Genomic DNA, 18,174 nt, shown 5'->3' on the forward strand with positions numbered 1-18,174 from the left:
TAATCCCCTGAATGGTAGTGAATTATTCCGCCCTTTGTGCCGTTATTTTATGCTGACAAAGGCGCTTTTTTCTGTTTATCTATCAACATATTCAGAATATTATCTGTTCTTAATCGACTGAAAAATAGGGATTTTAATCGCTATTATCACAATATACTGTGCTAAACCCTTAATCAGACAGGTAAAAACAGTGCAGTATAAAAAAAGAACAGTCTGATTTTTGAATACATAAAAACAAAGCAGCACAACATTACGAGTGGGGATTTTGAATAATGAAACGGAATGCGAAAACTATCATCGCAGGGATGATTGCACTGGCAATTTCACACACTGCTATGGCTGACGATATTAAGGTTGCCGTTGTCGGCGCGATGTCCGGCCCGATTGCCCAGTGGGGCGATATGGAATTTAACGGCGCGCGTCAGGCAATTAAAGACATTAATGCCAAAGGGGGAATTAAAGGCGATAAGCTGGTTGGCGTGGAATATGACGACGCCTGCGACCCGAAACAAGCCGTTGCGGTCGCCAACAAAATCGTTAACGACGGCATTAAATATGTTATTGGTCATCTGTGTTCTTCTTCTACCCAACCTGCATCAGATATCTACGAAGACGAAGGTATTCTGATGATCTCGCCGGGAGCGACCAACCCGGAGCTGACCCAACGCGGTTATCAACACATCATGCGTACTGCCGGGCTGGACTCTTCCCAGGGGCCAACGGCGGCAAAATACATTCTTGAGACGGTGAAGCCCCAGCGCATCGCCATCATTCACGACAAACAACAGTATGGCGAAGGGCTGGCACGTTCGGTGCAGGACGGGCTGAAAGCGGCTAACGCCAACGTCGTCTTCTTCGACGGCATTACCGCTGGCGAGAAAGATTTCTCCGCACTGATCGCCCGCCTGAAAAAAGAAAACATCGACTTCGTTTACTACGGCGGTTACTACCCGGAAATGGGCCAGATGCTGCGCCAGGCCCGTTCCGTTGGCCTGAAAACTCAGTTTATGGGGCCGGAAGGTGTGGGTAACGCATCATTGTCGAATATTGCCGGTGATGCTGCCGAAGGCATGTTGGTCACTATGCCAAAACGCTATGACCAGGATCCTGCAAACCAGGGCATCGTTGATGCGCTGAAAGCAGACAAGAAAGATCCATCCGGGCCATATGTCTGGATCACCTACGCGGCGGTGCAATCTCTGGCGACTGCCCTTGAGCGTACCGGCAGCGATGAGCCGCTGGCGCTGGTGAAAGATTTAAAAGCTAACGGTGCAAACACCGTGATTGGGCCGCTGAACTGGGATGAAAAAGGCGATCTTAAGGGATTTGATTTTGGTGTCTTCCAGTGGCACGCCGACGGTTCATCCACGGCAGCCAAGTGAAAATCCCACCGCCCGTGAAATGCGGGCGGGTTTAGAAAGGTTACCTTATGTCTGAGCAGTTTTTGTATTTCTTGCAGCAGATGTTTAACGGCGTCACGCTGGGCAGTACCTACGCGCTGATAGCCATCGGCTACACCATGGTTTACGGCATTATCGGCATGATCAACTTCGCCCACGGCGAGGTTTACATGATCGGCAGCTACGTCTCCTTTATGATCATCGCCGCGCTGATGATGCTGGGCATTGATACCGGCTGGCTGCTGGTGGCGGCGGGATTCGTCGGCGCAATCGTCATTGCCAGCGCCTACGGCTGGAGTATCGAACGGGTAGCCTATCGCCCGGTGCGCAACTCTAAGCGCCTGATTGCGCTTATTTCCGCAATCGGTATGTCCATCTTCCTGCAAAACTACGTTAGCCTGACCGAAGGTTCGCGCGACGTGGCGCTGCCCAGCCTGTTTAACGGTCAGTGGGTGGTGGGCCATAGCGAAAACTTCTCTGCTTCTATTACTACCATGCAGGCGGTGATCTGGATTGTCACCTTCCTCGCCATGCTGGCGCTGACGATTTTCATTCGCTATTCCCGCATGGGGCGCGCGTGTCGTGCCTGCGCGGAAGATCTGAAAATGGCGAGTCTGCTTGGCATCAACACCGACCGGGTGATTGCGCTGACCTTTGTGATTGGTGCGGCGATGGCGGCGGTGGCGGGAGTACTGCTCGGCCAGTTCTACGGCGTGATTAACCCCTACATCGGCTTTATGGCCGGGATGAAAGCCTTTACCGCTGCGGTGCTCGGTGGGATTGGCAGCATTCCGGGAGCGATGATTGGCGGGCTGATCCTGGGGATTGCGGAGGCGCTCTCTTCTGCCTATCTGAGTACGGAATATAAAGATGTGGTCTCATTCGCCCTGCTGATTCTGGTGCTGCTGGTGATGCCGACCGGTATTCTGGGGCGCCCGGAGGTAGAGAAAGTATGAAACCGATGCATATTGCAATGGCGTTGCTCTCTGCCGCGATGTTTTTTGTGCTGGCGGGCGTCTTTATGGGCGTGCAACTGGAGCTGGACGGCACCAAACTGGTGGTCGACAGCGCTTCGGATGTCCGTTGGGAGTGGGTGTTTATCGGCACGGCGGTGGTCTTTTTCTTCCAGCTTTTGCGACCTGCTTTCCAGAAAGGGCTGAAAAGCGTTTCCGGGCCGAAGTTTATTCTGCCAGCCATTGATGGCTCCACGGTGAAGCAAAAGCTGTTTCTCGTGGCGCTGCTGGTGCTTGCGGTGGCGTGGCCGTTTATGGTCTCACGCGGGACGGTGGATATCGCCACCCTGACCATGATCTACATTATCCTCGGCCTCGGGCTGAACGTGGTGGTAGGGCTTTCTGGCCTGCTGGTGCTCGGTTACGGCGGCTTTTACGCCATCGGCGCTTACACTTTTGCGCTGCTCAATCACTATTACGGTCTGGGCTTCTGGACCTGTCTGCCGATTGCCGGGTTAATGGCAGCGGCGGCGGGCTTCCTGCTCGGCTTTCCGGTGCTGCGTCTGCGCGGTGACTATCTGGCGATCGTTACCCTCGGTTTCGGCGAAATTGTGCGCATATTGCTGCTCAATAATACCGAAATTACCGGCGGCCCGAATGGCATCAGCCAGATCCCAAAACCGACCTTCTTCGGGCTTGAGTTTAGCCGTACCGCCCGTGAAGGCGGCTGGGACACGTTTAGTAATTTCTTTGGCCTGAAATACGATCCCTCCGATCGCGTTATCTTCCTCTACCTGGTGGCATTGCTGCTGGTGGTGTTAAGCCTGTTTGTCATTAACCGCCTGCTGCGGATGCCGCTGGGTCGCGCGTGGGAAGCGTTGCGTGAAGACGAGATAGCCTGCCGTTCGCTGGGCTTAAGCCCGCGTCGTATCAAGCTGACTGCCTTTACCATCAGCGCCGCGTTTGCCGGTTTTGCCGGAACGCTGTTTGCGGCGCGCCAGGGCTTTGTCAGCCCGGAATCCTTCACCTTTGCCGAATCGGCGTTCGTGCTGGCGATAGTGGTGCTCGGCGGTATGGGCTCGCAATTTGCGGTGATTCTGGCGGCAATTTTGCTGGTGGTGTCGCGCGAATTGATGCGTGATTTCAACGAATACAGCATGTTAATGCTCGGTGGTTTGATGGTGCTGATGATGATCTGGCGTCCGCAGGGCTTGCTGCCCATGACGCGCCCGCAACTCAAGCTGAAAAACGGCGCAGCGAAAGGAGAGCAGGCATGAGTCAGCCATTATTATCTGTTAACGGCCTGATGATGCGTTTCGGCGGCCTGCTGGCGGTGAACAACGTCAATCTTGAACTGTACCCGCAGGAGATCGTCTCGTTAATCGGCCCTAACGGTGCCGGAAAAACCACGGTTTTTAACTGCCTGACCGGATTCTACAAACCCACCGGAGGCACCATTTTACTGCGCGATCAGCATCTGGAAGGTTTGCCGGGGCAGCAAATTGCCCGCATGGGCGTGGTGCGCACCTTCCAGCATGTGCGTCTGTTCCGTGAAATGACGGTGATTGAAAACCTGCTGGTGGCACAGCATCAGCAACTGAAAACCGGGCTGTTCTCTGGCCTGTTGAAAACGCCTTCTTTCCGTCGTGCCCAGAGCGAAGCCCTCGACCGCGCCGCGACCTGGCTTGAGCGCATTGGTTTGCTGGAACACGCCAACCGTCAGGCGAGTAACCTGGCCTACGGTGACCAGCGCCGTCTTGAGATCGCCCGCTGCATGGTGACGCAGCCGGAGATTTTAATGCTCGACGAACCGGCGGCGGGTCTTAACCCGAAAGAGACGAAAGAACTGGATGAGCTGATTGCCGAACTGCGTAACCATCACAACACCACTATCTTGTTGATTGAACACGATATGAAGCTGGTGATGGGAATTTCAGACCGAATTTACGTGGTCAATCAGGGGACGCCGCTGGCAAACGGTACGCCGGAGCAAATCCGTAATAACCCGGACGTGATCCGTGCCTATTTAGGTGAGGCATAAGATGGAAAAAGTCATGTTGTCCTTTGACAAAGTCAGCGCCCACTACGGCAAAATCCAGGCGCTGCATGAGGTGAGCCTGCATATCAATCAGGGCGAGATTGTCACCCTCATTGGCGCAAACGGGGCGGGGAAAACCACCTTGCTCGGCACATTATGCGGCGATCCGCGTGCCACCAGTGGGCGAATTGTGTTTGATGATAAAGACATTACCGACTGGCAGACGGCGAAAATCATGCGCGAAGCGGTAGCGATTGTCCCGGAAGGGCGTCGCGTCTTCTCGCGGATGACGGTGGAAGAGAACCTGGCGATGGGCGGCTTTTTTGCCGAACGCGACCAGTTTCAGGAGCGCATAAAGTGGGTGTATGAACTGTTCCCGCGTCTGCATGAGCGCCGTGTTCAGCGGGCAGGCACCATGTCCGGCGGTGAACAGCAGATGTTGGCGATTGGTCGCGCGCTGATGAGCAACCCGCGTTTGTTGTTGCTTGATGAGCCATCGCTCGGTCTTGCGCCGATTATCATCCAGCAAATTTTCGACACCATCGAACAACTGCGCGAGCAGGGGATGACCATCTTCCTCGTCGAGCAGAACGCCAACCAGGCGCTAAAGCTCGCCGATCGCGGCTACGTGCTGGAAAACGGTCATGTGGTGCTCTCCGATACTGGTGATGCACTACTGGCGAACGAAGCGGTGAGAAGTGCGTATTTAGGCGGGTAAATTATCAATAACCCGGCAGCTAAGTTCTGCCGGGTTATTCGTCCGTATACAGACTTGTTTCAACTGACCGGGAGGATTAAAACCAGACCACTTATTTGCCACGGAAAGGTTCCCTCCTATGCATTATGCCGTTGTCGCCATGTTTGAAATGCTTTGCTGTATTCACGCTTACCGTACCGGACAAGAGCGATACTGGTTTTTTATCATCTTCTGTTTTCCGGTGATTGGCTGCGTGGCGTATTTTGTCATGGTGATGCTGCCTGAAACGGGCGCTGACCGTCACGGGCGCACCTTTCTGATGCGCCTGCAGGACAAAATCAACCCGGAACGCCACCTGCACAAATTAACCGAAGAGCTGGCGATTGCCGAGACGAATCAAAACCATTATGCGTTGGCTAATGAACTGGCGCGTCTGGGGCGTTATCACGAAGCTGTTCCCCATTATCAGCAGGCGTTAAGCGGGATATTCGCCCATGAAGCGGCAATGATGCTCAGCCTGGCGCAGGCACAGTTTGCTATTCAGGAGTTCGCCGCCTGTCAGCAGACGCTGGAAGATGTGATGCGTTATAACCCTGATTTTCAGTCGGCAGACGGGCATTTGTTATTTGCCAGAACGTTAGCCGCACAAGAAAAATACGCTGATGCGGAAAGCGAGTTTGAAGTATTGATTTCTTATTACCCCGGCCCGCAGGCGCGTATTTACTATGCGGAAATGTTGGCGAAAATGAGTCGGTTACGTGAAGCCAACGAGCAGTATATTGCCGTGGTTGATACGGCTAAACGTTCAAGACCACATTATAGAAAACACCACCGGGAATGGATTAAGACCGCCAATGATCGGCTGAAGCAGAGTATTGTTCAGTAAGCGCTGCGCCAGATAGTCTCTGGCGCGTTAATTTTCCCCAACGTAGCATTATCCGTGCCCCATCTCCCATTTTCCCTCACCCGTACCGTCACCGCCTTGTCATCTTTCTGACACCTTACTATCTTACAAATGTAACAAAAAGGTTATTTTTCTGTAATTCGAGCATGTCATGTTACCCCGCGAGCATAAAACGCGTGAATTCGCGCATTCGGTACAACAAGAGAGATAAACGATGAAACCGTTACATTATACAGCTTCAGCACTGGCGCTCGGACTGGCGTTAATGGGGAATGCACAGGCAGTGACGACCATTCCGTTCTGGCATTCTATGGAAGGGGAACTGGGTAAAGAGGTGGATTCTCTGGCCCAACGTTTTAACGCCGAAAACCCGGATTACAAAATTGTACCGACCTATAAAGGCAACTACGAGCAGAATTTAAGTGCGGGAATCGCCGCATTTCGCACCGGCAACGCGCCGGCTATTTTGCAGGTTTATGAAGTTGGCACCGCCACCATGATGGCGTCGAAAGCCATTAAACCGGTGTATGACGTGTTTAAAGAGGCGGGGATTCAATTCGATGAGTCGCAGTTTGTGCCGACGGTTTCAGGTTACTACTCCGACAGCAAAACGGGCCACTTACTCTCCCAGCCGTTTAACAGCTCGACCCCCGTTCTCTATTACAACAAAGACGCCTTCAAGAAAGCAGGATTAGACCCGGAACAGCCGCCGAAAACCTGGCAGGATCTGGCGGACTATTCTGCAAAACTGAAAGCCTCCGGTATGAAGTGCGGCTACGCCAGCGGCTGGCAGGGCTGGATCCAACTGGAAAACTTTAGCGCCTGGAACGGTCTGCCGTTTGCCAGCAAAAACAACGGCTTTGACGGCACGGATGCGGTGCTGGAGTTCAACAAGCCGGAGCAGGTGAAACACATCGCCATGCTTGAAGAGATGAACAAGAAGGGCGATTTCAGCTACGTCGGGCGTAAGGATGAATCCACCGAGAAGTTCTATAACGGTGATTGCGCGATGACCACCGCCTCTTCCGGTTCTCTCGCTAATATTCGTGAGTACGCCAAATTTAACTATGGCGTAGGCATGATGCCTTACGACGCCGATGCGAAAGATGCACCGCAAAACGCCATTATCGGCGGGGCCAGCCTGTGGGTGATGCAGGGCAAAGATAAAGAAACGTATACCGGCGTGGCGAAGTTCCTCGACTTCCTCGCGAAGCCAGAAAACGCTGCCGAGTGGCATCAGAAAACCGGTTATCTGCCAATCACCAAAGCAGCGTATGACCTGACCCGTGAGCAGGGCTTTTATGAGAAAAACCCAGGGGCGGATACCGCGACGCGTCAGATGCTGAATAAGCCGCCGTTGCCGTTCACCAAAGGGCTGCGTCTGGGCAACATGCCGCAGATCCGCGTGATTGTGGATGAAGAGCTGGAGAGCGTGTGGACTGGTAAGAAGACGCCACAGCAGGCGCTGGATACTGCCGTTGAGCGTGGAAATCAGTTGCTGCGCCGTTTTGAGAAATCGACGAAGTCTTAATTCGAGCTTTACCCCTCACCCTAACCCTCTCCCTAAGGGAGAGGGGACCGATCGGCGTGGTGGAAAAATGCCGTATAGGTTTGCAACTTTGCTCGGTGGGAAAAGTATGCACCGCCTTTCTCCCTCGCCCCTCAGGGGAGAGGGCTGGGGTGAGGGGAACACAACACGAAGAGTTTAACTATGTCATCATCCCGTCCGGTGTTCCGCTCGCGCTGGCTGCCTTATCTGCTGGTCGCGCCGCAGCTCATCATCACCGTTATCTTTTTTATCTGGCCTGCGGGCGAAGCGTTGTGGTACTCGCTGCAAAGCGTCGATCCGTTTGGTTTCTCCAGCCAGTTTGTCGGCCTGGATAACTTCGTCGCGCTGTTTCATGACAGCTACTATATCGACTCCTTCTGGACGACGATAAAATTCAGCACCTTTGTCACCGTCAGCGGTTTGCTGGTATCGCTGTTCTTTGCGGCGCTGGTGGAGTACATCGTGCGCGGCAGTCGTTTCTATCAAACCTTGATGCTGCTGCCGTATGCCGTGGCTCCCGCCGTTGCCGCCGTATTGTGGATCTTCCTGTTTAACCCCGGTCGCGGGCTGATCACCCATTTTCTCGCTGAGTTCGGCTACGACTGGAACCACGCGCAAAACAGCGGTCAGGCAATGTTTCTGGTGGTGTTTGCCTCAGTATGGAAGCAAATCAGCTACAACTTCCTGTTCTTCTATGCCGCGCTGCAATCCATTCCCCGTTCGTTGATCGAAGCCGCAGCCATCGACGGTGCAGGGCCGATTCGCCGCTTCTTTAAGATTGCGCTGCCGCTTATCGCCCCGGTGAGTTTCTTCCTGCTGGTAGTGAACCTGGTGTATGCCTTCTTCGACACCTTCCCGGTGATCGACGCCGCCACGTCCGGCGGGCCGGTTCAGGCCACCACGACACTGATTTATAAGATTTACCGCGAAGGCTTTACCGGACTGGATCTGGCTTCGTCTGCCGCACAGTCGGTGGTGTTGATGTTCCTCGTCATCGTGCTGACGGTGGTGCAGTTCCGCTATGTTGAAAGCAAGGTGCGTTACCAATGATTGAGAACCGTCCGTGGCTGACGATATTCAGCCATACCATGCTGATCCTCGGGATCGCGGTGATCCTCTTCCCGCTGTACGTGGCGTTTGTCGCGGCGACGCTGGATAAACAAGAAGTCTACGCCGCACCGATGACGCTCATCCCCGGCACGCATCTGCTGGAAAACATCCACAACATCTGGGTGAACGGGGTAGGCACGAATAGCGCGCCGTTCTGGCGGATGTTGCTTAACAGCTTCGTGATGGCGTTCAGCATTACGCTCGGCAAAATAACCGTCTCGATGCTCTCGGCATTCGCCATTGTCTGGTTTCGTTTTCCGCTACGTAACCTCTTCTTCTGGATGATTTTTATCACCCTGATGCTGCCAGTTGAAGTACGTATCTTCCCGACGGTGGAAGTCATCGCCAACCTGAAGATGCTCGACAGCTACGCAGGTTTAACGCTGCCGCTGATGGCCTCGGCGACCGCTACCTTCCTGTTCCGCCAGTTCTTTATGACGCTGCCGGATGAACTGGTGGAAGCCGCGCGGATCGACGGCGCGTCGCCAATGCGCTTCTTTTGCGACATCGTTTTTCCGTTGTCCAAAACTAATCTGGCGGCGTTGTTTGTGATCACCTTTATTTACGGCTGGAACCAGTATTTGTGGCCGTTGTTGATTATTACCGACGTGGATCTCGGCACCACCGTGGCAGGGATCAAAGGGATGATCGCCACTGGCGAAGGCACCACGGAATGGAACTCAGTGATGGCGGCGATGTTGTTAACGCTTATCCCTCCGGTAGTGATTGTTTTAGTGATGCAGCGTGCCTTCGTGCGCGGCCTGGTCGATAGTGAGAAATAAGATGGCAGGACTGAAATTACAGGCAGTAACCAAAAGCTGGGATGGCAAAACCCAGGTCATTAAACCGCTGACCCTTGATGTGGCGGATGGCGAATTTATCGTGATGGTCGGGCCGTCTGGCTGCGGGAAATCGACGCTGCTGCGCATGGTTGCCGGGCTGGAGCGGGTGACGGAAGGCGATATCTGGATCAACGACCAGCGGGTGACCGAAATGGAGCCGAAAGATCGCGGGATTGCGATGGTGTTCCAGAACTACGCGCTTTATCCGCATATGAGTGTTGAAGAAAACATGGCGTGGGGGCTGAAAATTCGCGGCATGGGCAAGCAGCAAATTGCCGAGCGCGTTAAAGAGGCGGCGCGCATTCTGGAACTGGACGGTCTGCTTAAGCGCCGCCCGCGCGAGCTTTCCGGCGGTCAGCGTCAGCGTGTGGCGATGGGCCGCGCGATTGTGCGCGATCCGGCGGTGTTCCTGTTTGATGAGCCACTCTCTAACCTCGATGCCAAGCTGCGCGTACAGATGCGTCTTGAACTGCAACAGCTGCACCGTCGGCTGAAAACGACTTCACTCTACGTTACTCACGATCAGGTTGAAGCAATGACGCTCGCTCAGCGGGTAATGGTTATGAACGGCGGCGTTGCCGAACAGATTGGCACACCGGTGGAAGTGTACGAAAAGCCCGCCAGCCTGTTTGTAGCGAGTTTTATCGGCAGCCCGGCGATGAACCTGCTGACAGGCCGCGTGAATAATGAAGGCACGCATTTCGAACTGGACGGCGGTATCGTGCTACCGCTAAACGGTGGCTACCGTCAGTATGCCGGGCGTAAAATGACTCTCGGCATTCGCCCGGAACATATAGCGCTAAGCTCGCAGGCAGAAGGTGGTGTGCCGCTGGTGATGGACACGCTGGAGATCCTCGGCGCAGATAACCTGGCGCACGGACGCTGGGGCGAACAGAAGCTGGTGGTACGGCTGGCGCATCAGGAGCGCCCGACGGCAGGCAGCACGCTGTGGCTGCATCTGCCGGAAAATCAGCTACATCTTTTTGATGGTGAAACAGGACAACGAGTATGAGTAACTGGCCTTATCCCCGCATTGTCGCCCATCGTGGCGGCGGTAAACTGGCCCCGGAAAACACCCTGGCGGCAATCGACGTCGGGGCAAAATACGGTCATAAGATGATCGAATTTGACGCGAAGTTATCGAAAGATGGCGAGATCTTCCTGCTCCATGACGACAATCTTGAACGTACCAGCAACGGCTGGGGGGTTGCGGGCGAACTGAACTGGCAGGATTTACTGCGCGTGGATGCGGGCAGTTGGTTTGGTGGTGAGTTCAAAGGCGAGCCTCTGCCATTACTTTCGCAGGTCGCAGAACGCTGCCGCGAACACGGGATGATGGCGAATATCGAAATCAAACCCACCACTGGCACCGGACCATTAACGGGCAAAATGGTGGCGCTGGCGGCACGCGAACTGTGGGCTGGTATGACGCCACCGCTGCTGTCATCGTTTGAGATTGATGCTTTAGAAGCCGCACAGCTGGCGGCACCGGAACTGCCGCGTGGTTTATTGCTTGATGAGTGGCGCGACGACTGGCGCGAACTGACCACGCGGCTGGGCTGCGTCTCTATTCATCTCAATCATAAGTTGCTCGATAAAGCGCGAGTGATGCAGTTGAAAGACGCCGGACTGCGGATTCTGGTGTATACCGTCAACAAACCCCAGCGCGCGGCAGAGTTGCTGCGCTGGGGCGTGGATTGCATCTGTACTGATGCGATTGATGTTATTGGTCCGAACTTTACGGCCCAATAGTTTTCAACGGAATGTCAGGCTGCGACGTGCCGGGTGGATTCAGCATGTCGCCGTTTTTCCTCTGTTGCAGCATATGCTGCTGATTTAGCGAACTATCCGGATTATGGTTGCTGTTTAACATCCCGCCGTTGGTGTTGGGCAGCATTTGCTGCCGGGCGGGGTTTAGCTCCCCCGGCTGCGACTGCAATACCCGCTGAGAGTTGCTATTAATCTGATTTTCTAAATGCTGCTGTTGTAATTGCGTCTGCGTTTTCAGTTGCTGATTCAGCATCCCTTTTTGCTGGATTTGCTGAGTCTGCATCTGGGTTTGCATCCGCTGCTGGCTGGGGATCTGATATCCCGGCTGGTTGGGGTTATTCAGAGTATTAATGGGCTGTGCAAAGCCGACAAACGGCAGGAGTGCCGTCAAAAGCAGAAGTCGTTTCATCGCGTATCCTCCTCTGAAGATATCCTTTAAGTTTACTCTGTTCCCGGCGAAACGATGATTATTTCAGAGTTATACACCAGGCTTAAGTGGGGAAGGCCCCTCACATAACTGGAGAATAACGATGATAAAACCGACGTTTTTACGCCGGGTGGCGATTGCTACTTTGCTTTCAGGATGCTGTTTTAGTGCTGCCGCCGCGCCACCTGCGCCGCCGCCCGTTTCGTATGGCGTGGAGGAAGATGTCTTCCATCCGGTACGCGCGAAGCAGGGAATGGTAGCGTCTGTGGACGCCACTGCCACCCAGGTGGGGGTAGATATTCTAAAGGAGGGCGGGAATGCCGTTGATGCCGCTGTGGCAGTGGGGTATGCGCTGGCGGTAACACATCCGCAGGCAGGGAATCTGGGCGGCGGTGGTTTTATGCTGATCCGATCGAAAAATGGCAATACCACCGCTATCGATTTCCGCGAAATGGCGCCCGCCAAAGCAACACGCGATATGTTCCTCGATGACCAGGGCAACCCGGACAGCAAAAAATCACTCACTTCGCATCTGGCTTCCGGCACACCAGGTACGGTAGCGGGCTTCTCGTTGGCGCTGGATAAATACGGCACCATGCCGTTGAATAAAGTGGTGCAACCGGCGTTTAAACTGGCACGCGATGGTTTTATCGTTAACGACGCGCTGGCCGACGATCTCAAAACCTACGGCAGTGAAGTGCTACCAAATCACGAAAACAGCAAAGCTATCTTCTGGAAAGAGGGCGAGCCGCTGAAAAAGGGCGACAAGCTGGTGCAGGCGAACCTGGCAAAGAGCCTGGAGATGATTGCCGAAAACGGCCCGGACGAATTCTACAAAGGCACGATAGCGGAACAGATTGCCCAGGAGATGCAGAAAAATGGTGGTTTGATCACTAAAGAGGATTTAGCGGCCTATAAAGCGGTCGAACGTACACCGATTAGCGGCGATTATCGTGGGTATCAGGTTTACTCCATGCCACCGCCATCTTCCGGCGGGATTCATATCGTACAGATCCTCAATATTCTGGAAAACTTCGATATGCAGAAATACGGCTTTGGCAGTGCCGATGCGATGCAAATCATGGCAGAAGCTGAGAAACACGCCTACGCCGACCGCTCGGAATATCTTGGCGACCCGGATTTTGTCAAAGTCCCGTGGCAGGCGTTGACCAATAAAGCCTATGCCAAATCTATTGCCGATCAAATTGATATCAATAAAGCGAAGCCATCCAGCGAAATTCGTCCTGGCAAGCTTGCACCTTATGAGAGTAATCAAACTACCCATTACTCAGTGGTGGATAAAGACGGTAACGCGGTGGCGGTGACCTATACGCTGAACACCACCTTCGGTACGGGGATTGTCGCGGGCGAGAGCGGTATTTTGCTCAATAACCAGATGGATGATTTCTCCGCCAAACCGGGCGTACCGAACGTTTACGGGCTGGTGGGCGGGGATGCCAATGCCGTCGGGCCGAACAAACGCCCGCTGTCATCGATGTCACCAACCATTGTGGTGAAAGATGGTAAAACCTGGCTGGTCACCGGAAGCCCTGGCGGAAGCCGGATTATCACCACCGTGCTGCAAATGGTGGTGAATAGCATCGATTATGGCATGAATGTCGCCGAAGCGACCAATGCGCCGCGTTTCCACCATCAGTGGTTGCCGGACGAGCTACGTGTCGAAAAAGGGTTTAGCCCGGATACGCTCAAACTGCTGGAAGCAAAAGGTCAGAAAGTGGCGCTGAAAGAGGCGATGGGTAGCACGCAAAGCATTATGGTTGGGCCTGACGGTGAGTTGTACGGTGCATCCGATCCGCGCTCGGTGGATGATTTAACGGCGGGGTACTAATATCTTAAGCCCTCTCCCGGTAGGTGAGGGCTTAAGTGACAACCCTGGATTGCAAATCCTTTATTTCACCCGCGCCATATAATACGCATCAACATATTCACCGTTTCGCAATGCGTACTTCTTACCGGTCCCTTCAATCTCAAAGCCGAATTTTTTATAGACCTTAATCGCTGGCGCGTTATCGACGAACACCGTTAGCTCAATACGATCTACCCGCAACCAGTTGTCGCACATTTCAATCATCTCTCGCATCAGGGCGCTGGCGACGCCGCGGTTCTTCCAACGAGAGTCGACACAGATACCAAAATCGGCAACATGACTGCGTCGCGGGCGTTGTTGCACGTCAATGGTGAGATGGCCTACGACGTCTCCATCAATACAGGCGACGAGTTGCTTGATGCCGGGGCGATCGGCGAGTCGATCCTGCCACATTGGCTCTGACGGATGAGGCACCTGTAGCGTGTTGTAATACACCTCTGGCTGGGCGTGAATCTGCCTGATGGCCTCGTAATCGCGCGTTTCAGCATGGCGTATCACTATCTCACTCATTCTTCTGTCCTCTTTAGGGTAAATGTCCCTTTCAACATCATTGACTTTCAAATGCGAGTCAAATGCATTTTTTTGCAAAAAGTGTTGGACAAGTGCGAATGAGAATGATTATTATTGTCTCGCGATCAGGAAGACCCTCGCGGAGAACCTGAAAGCACGACATTGCTCACATTGCTTCCAGTATTACTTAGCCAGCCGGGTGCTGGCTTTTTTTTTGCTTTCGTACTGGTTTGATTGCTACTTTGTCCACGGGAAGTGTTCCTCGTGTTGAGACAAATGCAAAATTGCCTGATGCGCTACGCTTATCAGGCCTACAAACCGATGCCATTTTGTGTAGGCAGGGTAAGGCGTTCACGCCGCATCCGGCATGAACAAAGTACACTTTGCCAACAATCTGACGTACTGAAGCACAGGCATAGGAACCACGTCCGCTTTGCGCTAAGGTGTAAATAACCACCTTAAAAAGGACGAAATCATGGTCATCAACTGCGCCTTTATTGGCTTCGGCAAAAGCACCACCCGTTACCATCTGCCGTATGTACTTAACCGCAAGGATAGCTGGCATGTCGCGCATATTTTTCGCCGCCATGCGAAGTCGGAAGAACAGGCCCCCATTTATTCCCATATCCATTTCACCAGCGATCTCGACGAAGTGTTAAACGATCCCGATGTTGAGCTGGTTGTCGTCTGCACCCACGCGGACAGCCACTACGAGTACGCGAAACGCGCGCTGGAAGCCGGGAAAAATGTGCTGGTCGAAAAACCGTTCACCCCGACGCTTGCCCAGGCGAAAGAGCTGTTTGCGTTGGCGAAAAGCAAAGGGCTGACCGTCACGCCGTATCAGAATCGTCGCTTTGACTCCTGCTTCCTGACGGCGAAAAAAGCGATTGAAAGCGGCAAGCTGGGAGAGATTGTTGAAGTGGAAAGCCATTTTGACTATTACCGCCCGGTGGTAGAAACCAAACCTGGACTGCCGCAGGATGGCGCGTTCTATGGTCTTGGCGTGCATACGATGGACCAGATTATCTCGCTGTTTGGTCGCCCGGATCATGTAGCCTATGACATCCGCAGCCTGCGTAATAAAGCTAATCCTGACGACACCTTCGAAGCGCAGTTGTTTTATGGTGACCTGAAAGCGATCGTCAAAACCAGCCATCTGGTGAAAATCGATTATCCGAAATTTATCGTTCACGGTAAGAAAGGTACATTTATTAAATACGGCATCGACCAGCAGGAAACCAGCCTGAAGGCTAATATTATGCCGGGCGAACCGGGATTCGCGGCGGATGATTCGGTCGGTGTGCTGGAGTATGTCAATGACGAGGGCGTGACGGTCAGAGAAGAGATGAAGCCGGAGATGGGCGATTATGGGCGCGTTTATGATGCGTTGTACCAAACCATCACCAGCGGGGCGCCAAATTACGTCAAGGAATCTGAAGTTCTTACCAATCTGGAAATCCTTGAACGCGGATTTGAGCAAGCCTCTCCCTTCACAGTGACTCTCGCGAAGTAAGTTTGATGGCCCCTCGAATAGTTCAATTTTTTTGAACAGAGGGGTCAATTTTCACCCTCTATCATCCCAGGCGGATCGGGTCCACACTAAGCCCATCGAAATCATTCAGGGGGCGAATACAAATGATCTACTTACGCAAAGCAAATGAACGCGGTCATGCAAATCATGGCTGGCTGGACTCCTGGCATACTTTCTCTTTTGCCAACTATTACGATCCGAACTTTATGGGCTTCTCCGCGCTGCGTGTGATTAACGACGACGTGATTGAAGCAGGGCAGGGCTTCGGCACTCACCCACATAAAGATATGGAAATTTTGACCTACGTGCTGGAAGGTACTGTTGAGCACCAGGACAGCATGGGCAATAAAGAGCAGGTTCCGGCGGGCGAGTTCCAGATTATGAGTGCGGGTACGGGGATTCGTCACTCAGAGTACAACCCAAGCAGCACCGAGCGTCTGCACCTGTATCAGATCTGGATCATGCCAGAAGAAAACGGTATTACGCCGCGTTATGAACAGCGTCGCTTCGATGCCGTGCAGGGCAAACAACTGGTGCTTTCGCCGGATGCGCGTGACGGTTCGCTGAAAGTGTATCAGGATATGGAACTGTACCGCTGGGCGCTGGTAAAAGATGAGCAGTCGATACATCAGATTGCCGCTGAACGCCGCGTCTGGATCCAGGTAGTGAAAGGTCATGTCACCATTAACGGCGTGAAAGCCTCGACCAGCGATGGTCTGGCAATCTGGGATGAGCAGGCGATTTCCATCCATGCTGATAGCGACAGTGAAATCCTGCTGTTCGATTTACCGCCAGTCTAAATTTATCTCACAAACCTTCCTGAGGAATCAGGAAGGTTGTGATGCGTCCGTGGTAAACTAAAGGAATCTATCCCTTTTGTACCTTTCAGGACGATGAAAAAGAAAAGACCCGTACTTCAGGATGTGGCTGACCGTGTAGGCGTGACCAAAATGACGGTCAGCCGCTTTTTACGCAACCCGGAGCAGGTTTCCGTTGCTCTACGTGGCAAGATTGCCGCCGCTCTTGATGAACTGGGTTATATTCCCAATCGCGCGCCCGATATCCTCTCAAACGCCACCAGCCGGGCGATTGGCGTCCTGTTACCTTCTCTCACCAACCAGGTTTTCGCCGAAGTATTACGCGGAATCGAAAGCGTCACCGACGCGCACGGTTATCAAACCATGCTGGCGCACTACGGTTATAAACCGGAAATGGAGCAAGAACGCCTTGAATCAATGCTCTCCTGGAATATCGATGGCCTGATCCTCACCGAACGCACCCATACGCCGCGCACCTTAAAGATGATTGAAGTGGCGGGTATTCCAGTGGTGGAGTTGATGGACAGCAAGTCGCCGTGCCTCGATATCGCCGTCGGTTTTGATAACTTTGAAGCGGCACGCCAGATGACCACCGCGATTATTGCTCGCGGGCATCGCCACATTGCCTATCTCGGCGCACGCCTCGACGAACGAACTATCATCAAACAGAAGGGATATGAACAGGCGATGCTGGATGCAGGCCTGGTGCCGTATAGCGTGATGGTTGAGCAGTCTTCATCTTACTCTTCCGGTATTGAACTGATTCGCCAGGCGAGACGGGAATATCCGCAGCTGGATGGCGTATTCTGTACCAACGATGACCTGGCGGTCGGCGCAGCGTTTGAATGCCAGCGTCTGGGGTTGAAAGTTCCTGACGATATGGCGATTGCCGGTTTCCACGGTCATGATATCGGCCAGGTGATGGAGCCGCGGCTGGCGAGCGTGCTGACGCCGCGTGAGCGGATGGGCAGCATTGGCGCTGAACGCCTGCTGGCGCGTATTCGTGGCGAAGCCGTAACACCAAAAATGTTAGATTTAGGTTTCACCTTGTCACCGGGCGGATCTATTTAAGCTCACAAATTTGAAGTAGCTCACACTTATACACTTAAGGCACGGATGGATATTGCTTCTGTTTTTGTCCGGCTGGAGAATGTTACCGATAACAGTTACCCGTAACATTCTTAATTCTTGTACTGTGGGGGCACCACTTTGAGCACGACTAATCATGATCACCACATTTACGTCTTAATGGGCGTATCGGGCAGCGGCAAATCTGCGGTCGCCAGTGAAGTGGCGCATCAACTTCATGCCGCGTTTCTTGATGGCGATTTCCTCCATCCGCGCTGCAATATTGAAAAAATGGCGTCTGGTGAACCGCTGAATGACGACGATCGTAAACCGTGGTTACAGGCGCTGAACGACGCCGCATTTGCCATGCAGCGTACCAATAAAGTGTCGCTGATTGTCTGTTCCGCACTGAAAAAGCACTATCGCGACCTGCTACGTGAGGGCAATCCGAATCTCTCTTTCATCTACCTGAAAGGCGATTTTGATGTGATTGAAAGCCGCCTGAAAGCGCGCAAAGGCCATTTCTTTAAAACCCAAATGCTGGTGACGCAGTTTGAAACGCTGCAGGAGCCGGGTGCGGACGAAACCGATGTACTGGTGGTGGATATCGATCAACCGCTGGAAGGTGTTGTGGCAAGCACCATTGAGGTTATTAAAAAAGGCAAATAA

Annotated in this window: 18 protein-coding genes; 16 read left to right on the plus strand and 2 right to left on the minus strand. The window is 53.4% G+C overall.

The annotated features are described in order from the left end of the window. Window positions 1-272 precede the first annotated feature (272 nt). From livK to ugpQ, 11 genes are all read left to right on the plus strand, one after another. The gene (gene livK, locus D9742_RS00420) at window positions 273-1,382 is read left to right on the plus strand and encodes a high-affinity branched-chain amino acid ABC transporter substrate-binding protein LivK (protein ID WP_000827696.1); all 1,110 of its coding nucleotides are present in this window, start codon (window positions 273-275) and stop codon (window positions 1,380-1,382) included. Between the two features lie 47 nt (window positions 1,383-1,429). After that, window positions 1,430-2,356 (plus strand): high-affinity branched-chain amino acid ABC transporter permease LivH, encoded by a 927-nt coding sequence (gene livH / locus D9742_RS00425; protein ID WP_001295097.1) that lies wholly within the window; start codon window positions 1,430-1,432, stop codon window positions 2,354-2,356. After that, on the plus strand, window positions 2,353-3,630 hold the full coding sequence (livM, locus tag D9742_RS00430; RefSeq protein ID WP_054494558.1) for a branched chain amino acid ABC transporter permease LivM: 1,278 nt from the start codon (window positions 2,353-2,355) through the stop codon (window positions 3,628-3,630). Before livH ends, livM begins: the two co-directional genes overlap by 4 nt. Then, a complete protein-coding gene (gene livG, locus D9742_RS00435) occupies window positions 3,627-4,394 on the plus strand; it encodes a high-affinity branched-chain amino acid ABC transporter ATP-binding protein LivG (RefSeq protein WP_000082101.1) in 768 nt (255 codons plus the stop codon). The genes livM and livG overlap by 4 nt, the downstream gene beginning before the upstream one ends. Before the next feature lies 1 nt (window position 4,395). Further along, window positions 4,396-5,109, plus strand: coding sequence for a high-affinity branched-chain amino acid ABC transporter ATP-binding protein LivF (gene livF / locus D9742_RS00440; protein ID WP_000416895.1), 714 nt, complete (start codon window positions 4,396-4,398; stop codon window positions 5,107-5,109). A gap of 118 nt (window positions 5,110-5,227) precedes the next feature. After that, window positions 5,228-5,974, plus strand: coding sequence for a tetratricopeptide repeat protein (locus D9742_RS00445; RefSeq protein WP_130235638.1), 747 nt, complete (start codon window positions 5,228-5,230; stop codon window positions 5,972-5,974). A 232-nt stretch (window positions 5,975-6,206) separates the two neighbouring features. Then, window positions 6,207-7,523, plus strand: a complete 1,317-nt coding sequence (gene ugpB / locus D9742_RS00450; protein WP_000803204.1) for a sn-glycerol-3-phosphate ABC transporter substrate-binding protein UgpB — start codon at window positions 6,207-6,209, stop codon at window positions 7,521-7,523. Window positions 7,524-7,703: 180 nt separating this feature from the next. Next, window positions 7,704-8,591, plus strand: coding sequence for a sn-glycerol-3-phosphate ABC transporter permease UgpA (gene ugpA / locus D9742_RS00455; RefSeq protein ID WP_000099272.1), 888 nt, complete (start codon window positions 7,704-7,706; stop codon window positions 8,589-8,591). Beyond that, window positions 8,588-9,433: a sn-glycerol-3-phosphate ABC transporter permease UgpE gene (gene ugpE, locus D9742_RS00460; RefSeq protein WP_000572183.1), complete on the plus strand. Its 846-nt coding sequence runs from the start codon at window positions 8,588-8,590 to the stop codon at window positions 9,431-9,433. The genes ugpA and ugpE overlap by 4 nt, the downstream gene beginning before the upstream one ends. A gap of 1 nt (window position 9,434) precedes the next feature. Continuing rightward, complete coding sequence (gene ugpC / locus D9742_RS00465; protein ID WP_001514613.1) at window positions 9,435-10,505, plus strand: sn-glycerol 3-phosphate ABC transporter ATP binding protein UgpC; 1,071 nt, start codon at window positions 9,435-9,437, stop codon at window positions 10,503-10,505. Further along, window positions 10,502-11,245, plus strand: a complete 744-nt coding sequence (gene ugpQ, locus D9742_RS00470; protein ID WP_130235639.1) for a glycerophosphodiester phosphodiesterase — start codon at window positions 10,502-10,504, stop codon at window positions 11,243-11,245. Before ugpC ends, ugpQ begins: the two co-directional genes overlap by 4 nt. Here ugpQ and D9742_RS00475 read toward each other — a convergent pair. Then, on the minus strand, window positions 11,232-11,672 hold the full coding sequence (locus tag D9742_RS00475) for a DUF2756 family protein (RefSeq protein WP_130235640.1): 441 nt from the start codon (window positions 11,670-11,672) through the stop codon (window positions 11,232-11,234). The two genes, ugpQ and D9742_RS00475, sit on opposite strands and share 14 nt — an antisense overlap. A 121-nt stretch (window positions 11,673-11,793) precedes the next feature. On the opposite strand from D9742_RS00475, the gene ggt reads away from it, so the two are divergent. Further along, window positions 11,794-13,539: a gamma-glutamyltransferase gene (ggt, locus tag D9742_RS00480; protein ID WP_130235641.1), complete on the plus strand. Its 1,746-nt coding sequence runs from the start codon at window positions 11,794-11,796 to the stop codon at window positions 13,537-13,539. Between the two features lie 60 nt (window positions 13,540-13,599). On the opposite strand, the gene yhhY is transcribed toward ggt, so the two are convergent. After that, window positions 13,600-14,088, minus strand: coding sequence for an N-acetyltransferase (yhhY, locus tag D9742_RS00485; RefSeq protein WP_032185336.1), 489 nt, complete (start codon window positions 14,086-14,088; stop codon window positions 13,600-13,602). Between the two features lie 475 nt (window positions 14,089-14,563). On the opposite strand from yhhY, the gene D9742_RS00490 reads away from it, so the two are divergent. From D9742_RS00490 to gntK, 4 genes are all read left to right on the plus strand, one after another. Continuing rightward, a complete protein-coding gene (locus tag D9742_RS00490; protein WP_130235642.1) occupies window positions 14,564-15,601 on the plus strand; it encodes an oxidoreductase in 1,038 nt (345 codons plus the stop codon). Between the two features lie 122 nt (window positions 15,602-15,723). Next, window positions 15,724-16,419 (plus strand): quercetin 2,3-dioxygenase, encoded by a 696-nt coding sequence (gene yhhW, locus D9742_RS00495; protein ID WP_130235643.1) that lies wholly within the window; start codon window positions 15,724-15,726, stop codon window positions 16,417-16,419. 93 nt (window positions 16,420-16,512) lie between these two features. Continuing rightward, window positions 16,513-17,508: a gluconate operon transcriptional repressor GntR gene (gene gntR, locus D9742_RS00500; protein WP_096970452.1), complete on the plus strand. Its 996-nt coding sequence runs from the start codon at window positions 16,513-16,515 to the stop codon at window positions 17,506-17,508. Window positions 17,509-17,646: 138 nt separating this feature from the next. After that, window positions 17,647-18,174 (plus strand): gluconokinase, encoded by a 528-nt coding sequence (gene gntK, locus D9742_RS00505; RefSeq protein WP_000108320.1) that lies wholly within the window; start codon window positions 17,647-17,649, stop codon window positions 18,172-18,174.

It is taken from the genome of Escherichia sp. E1V33, assembly GCF_004211955.1.
GTDB lineage: Bacteria > Pseudomonadota > Gammaproteobacteria > Enterobacterales > Enterobacteriaceae > Escherichia.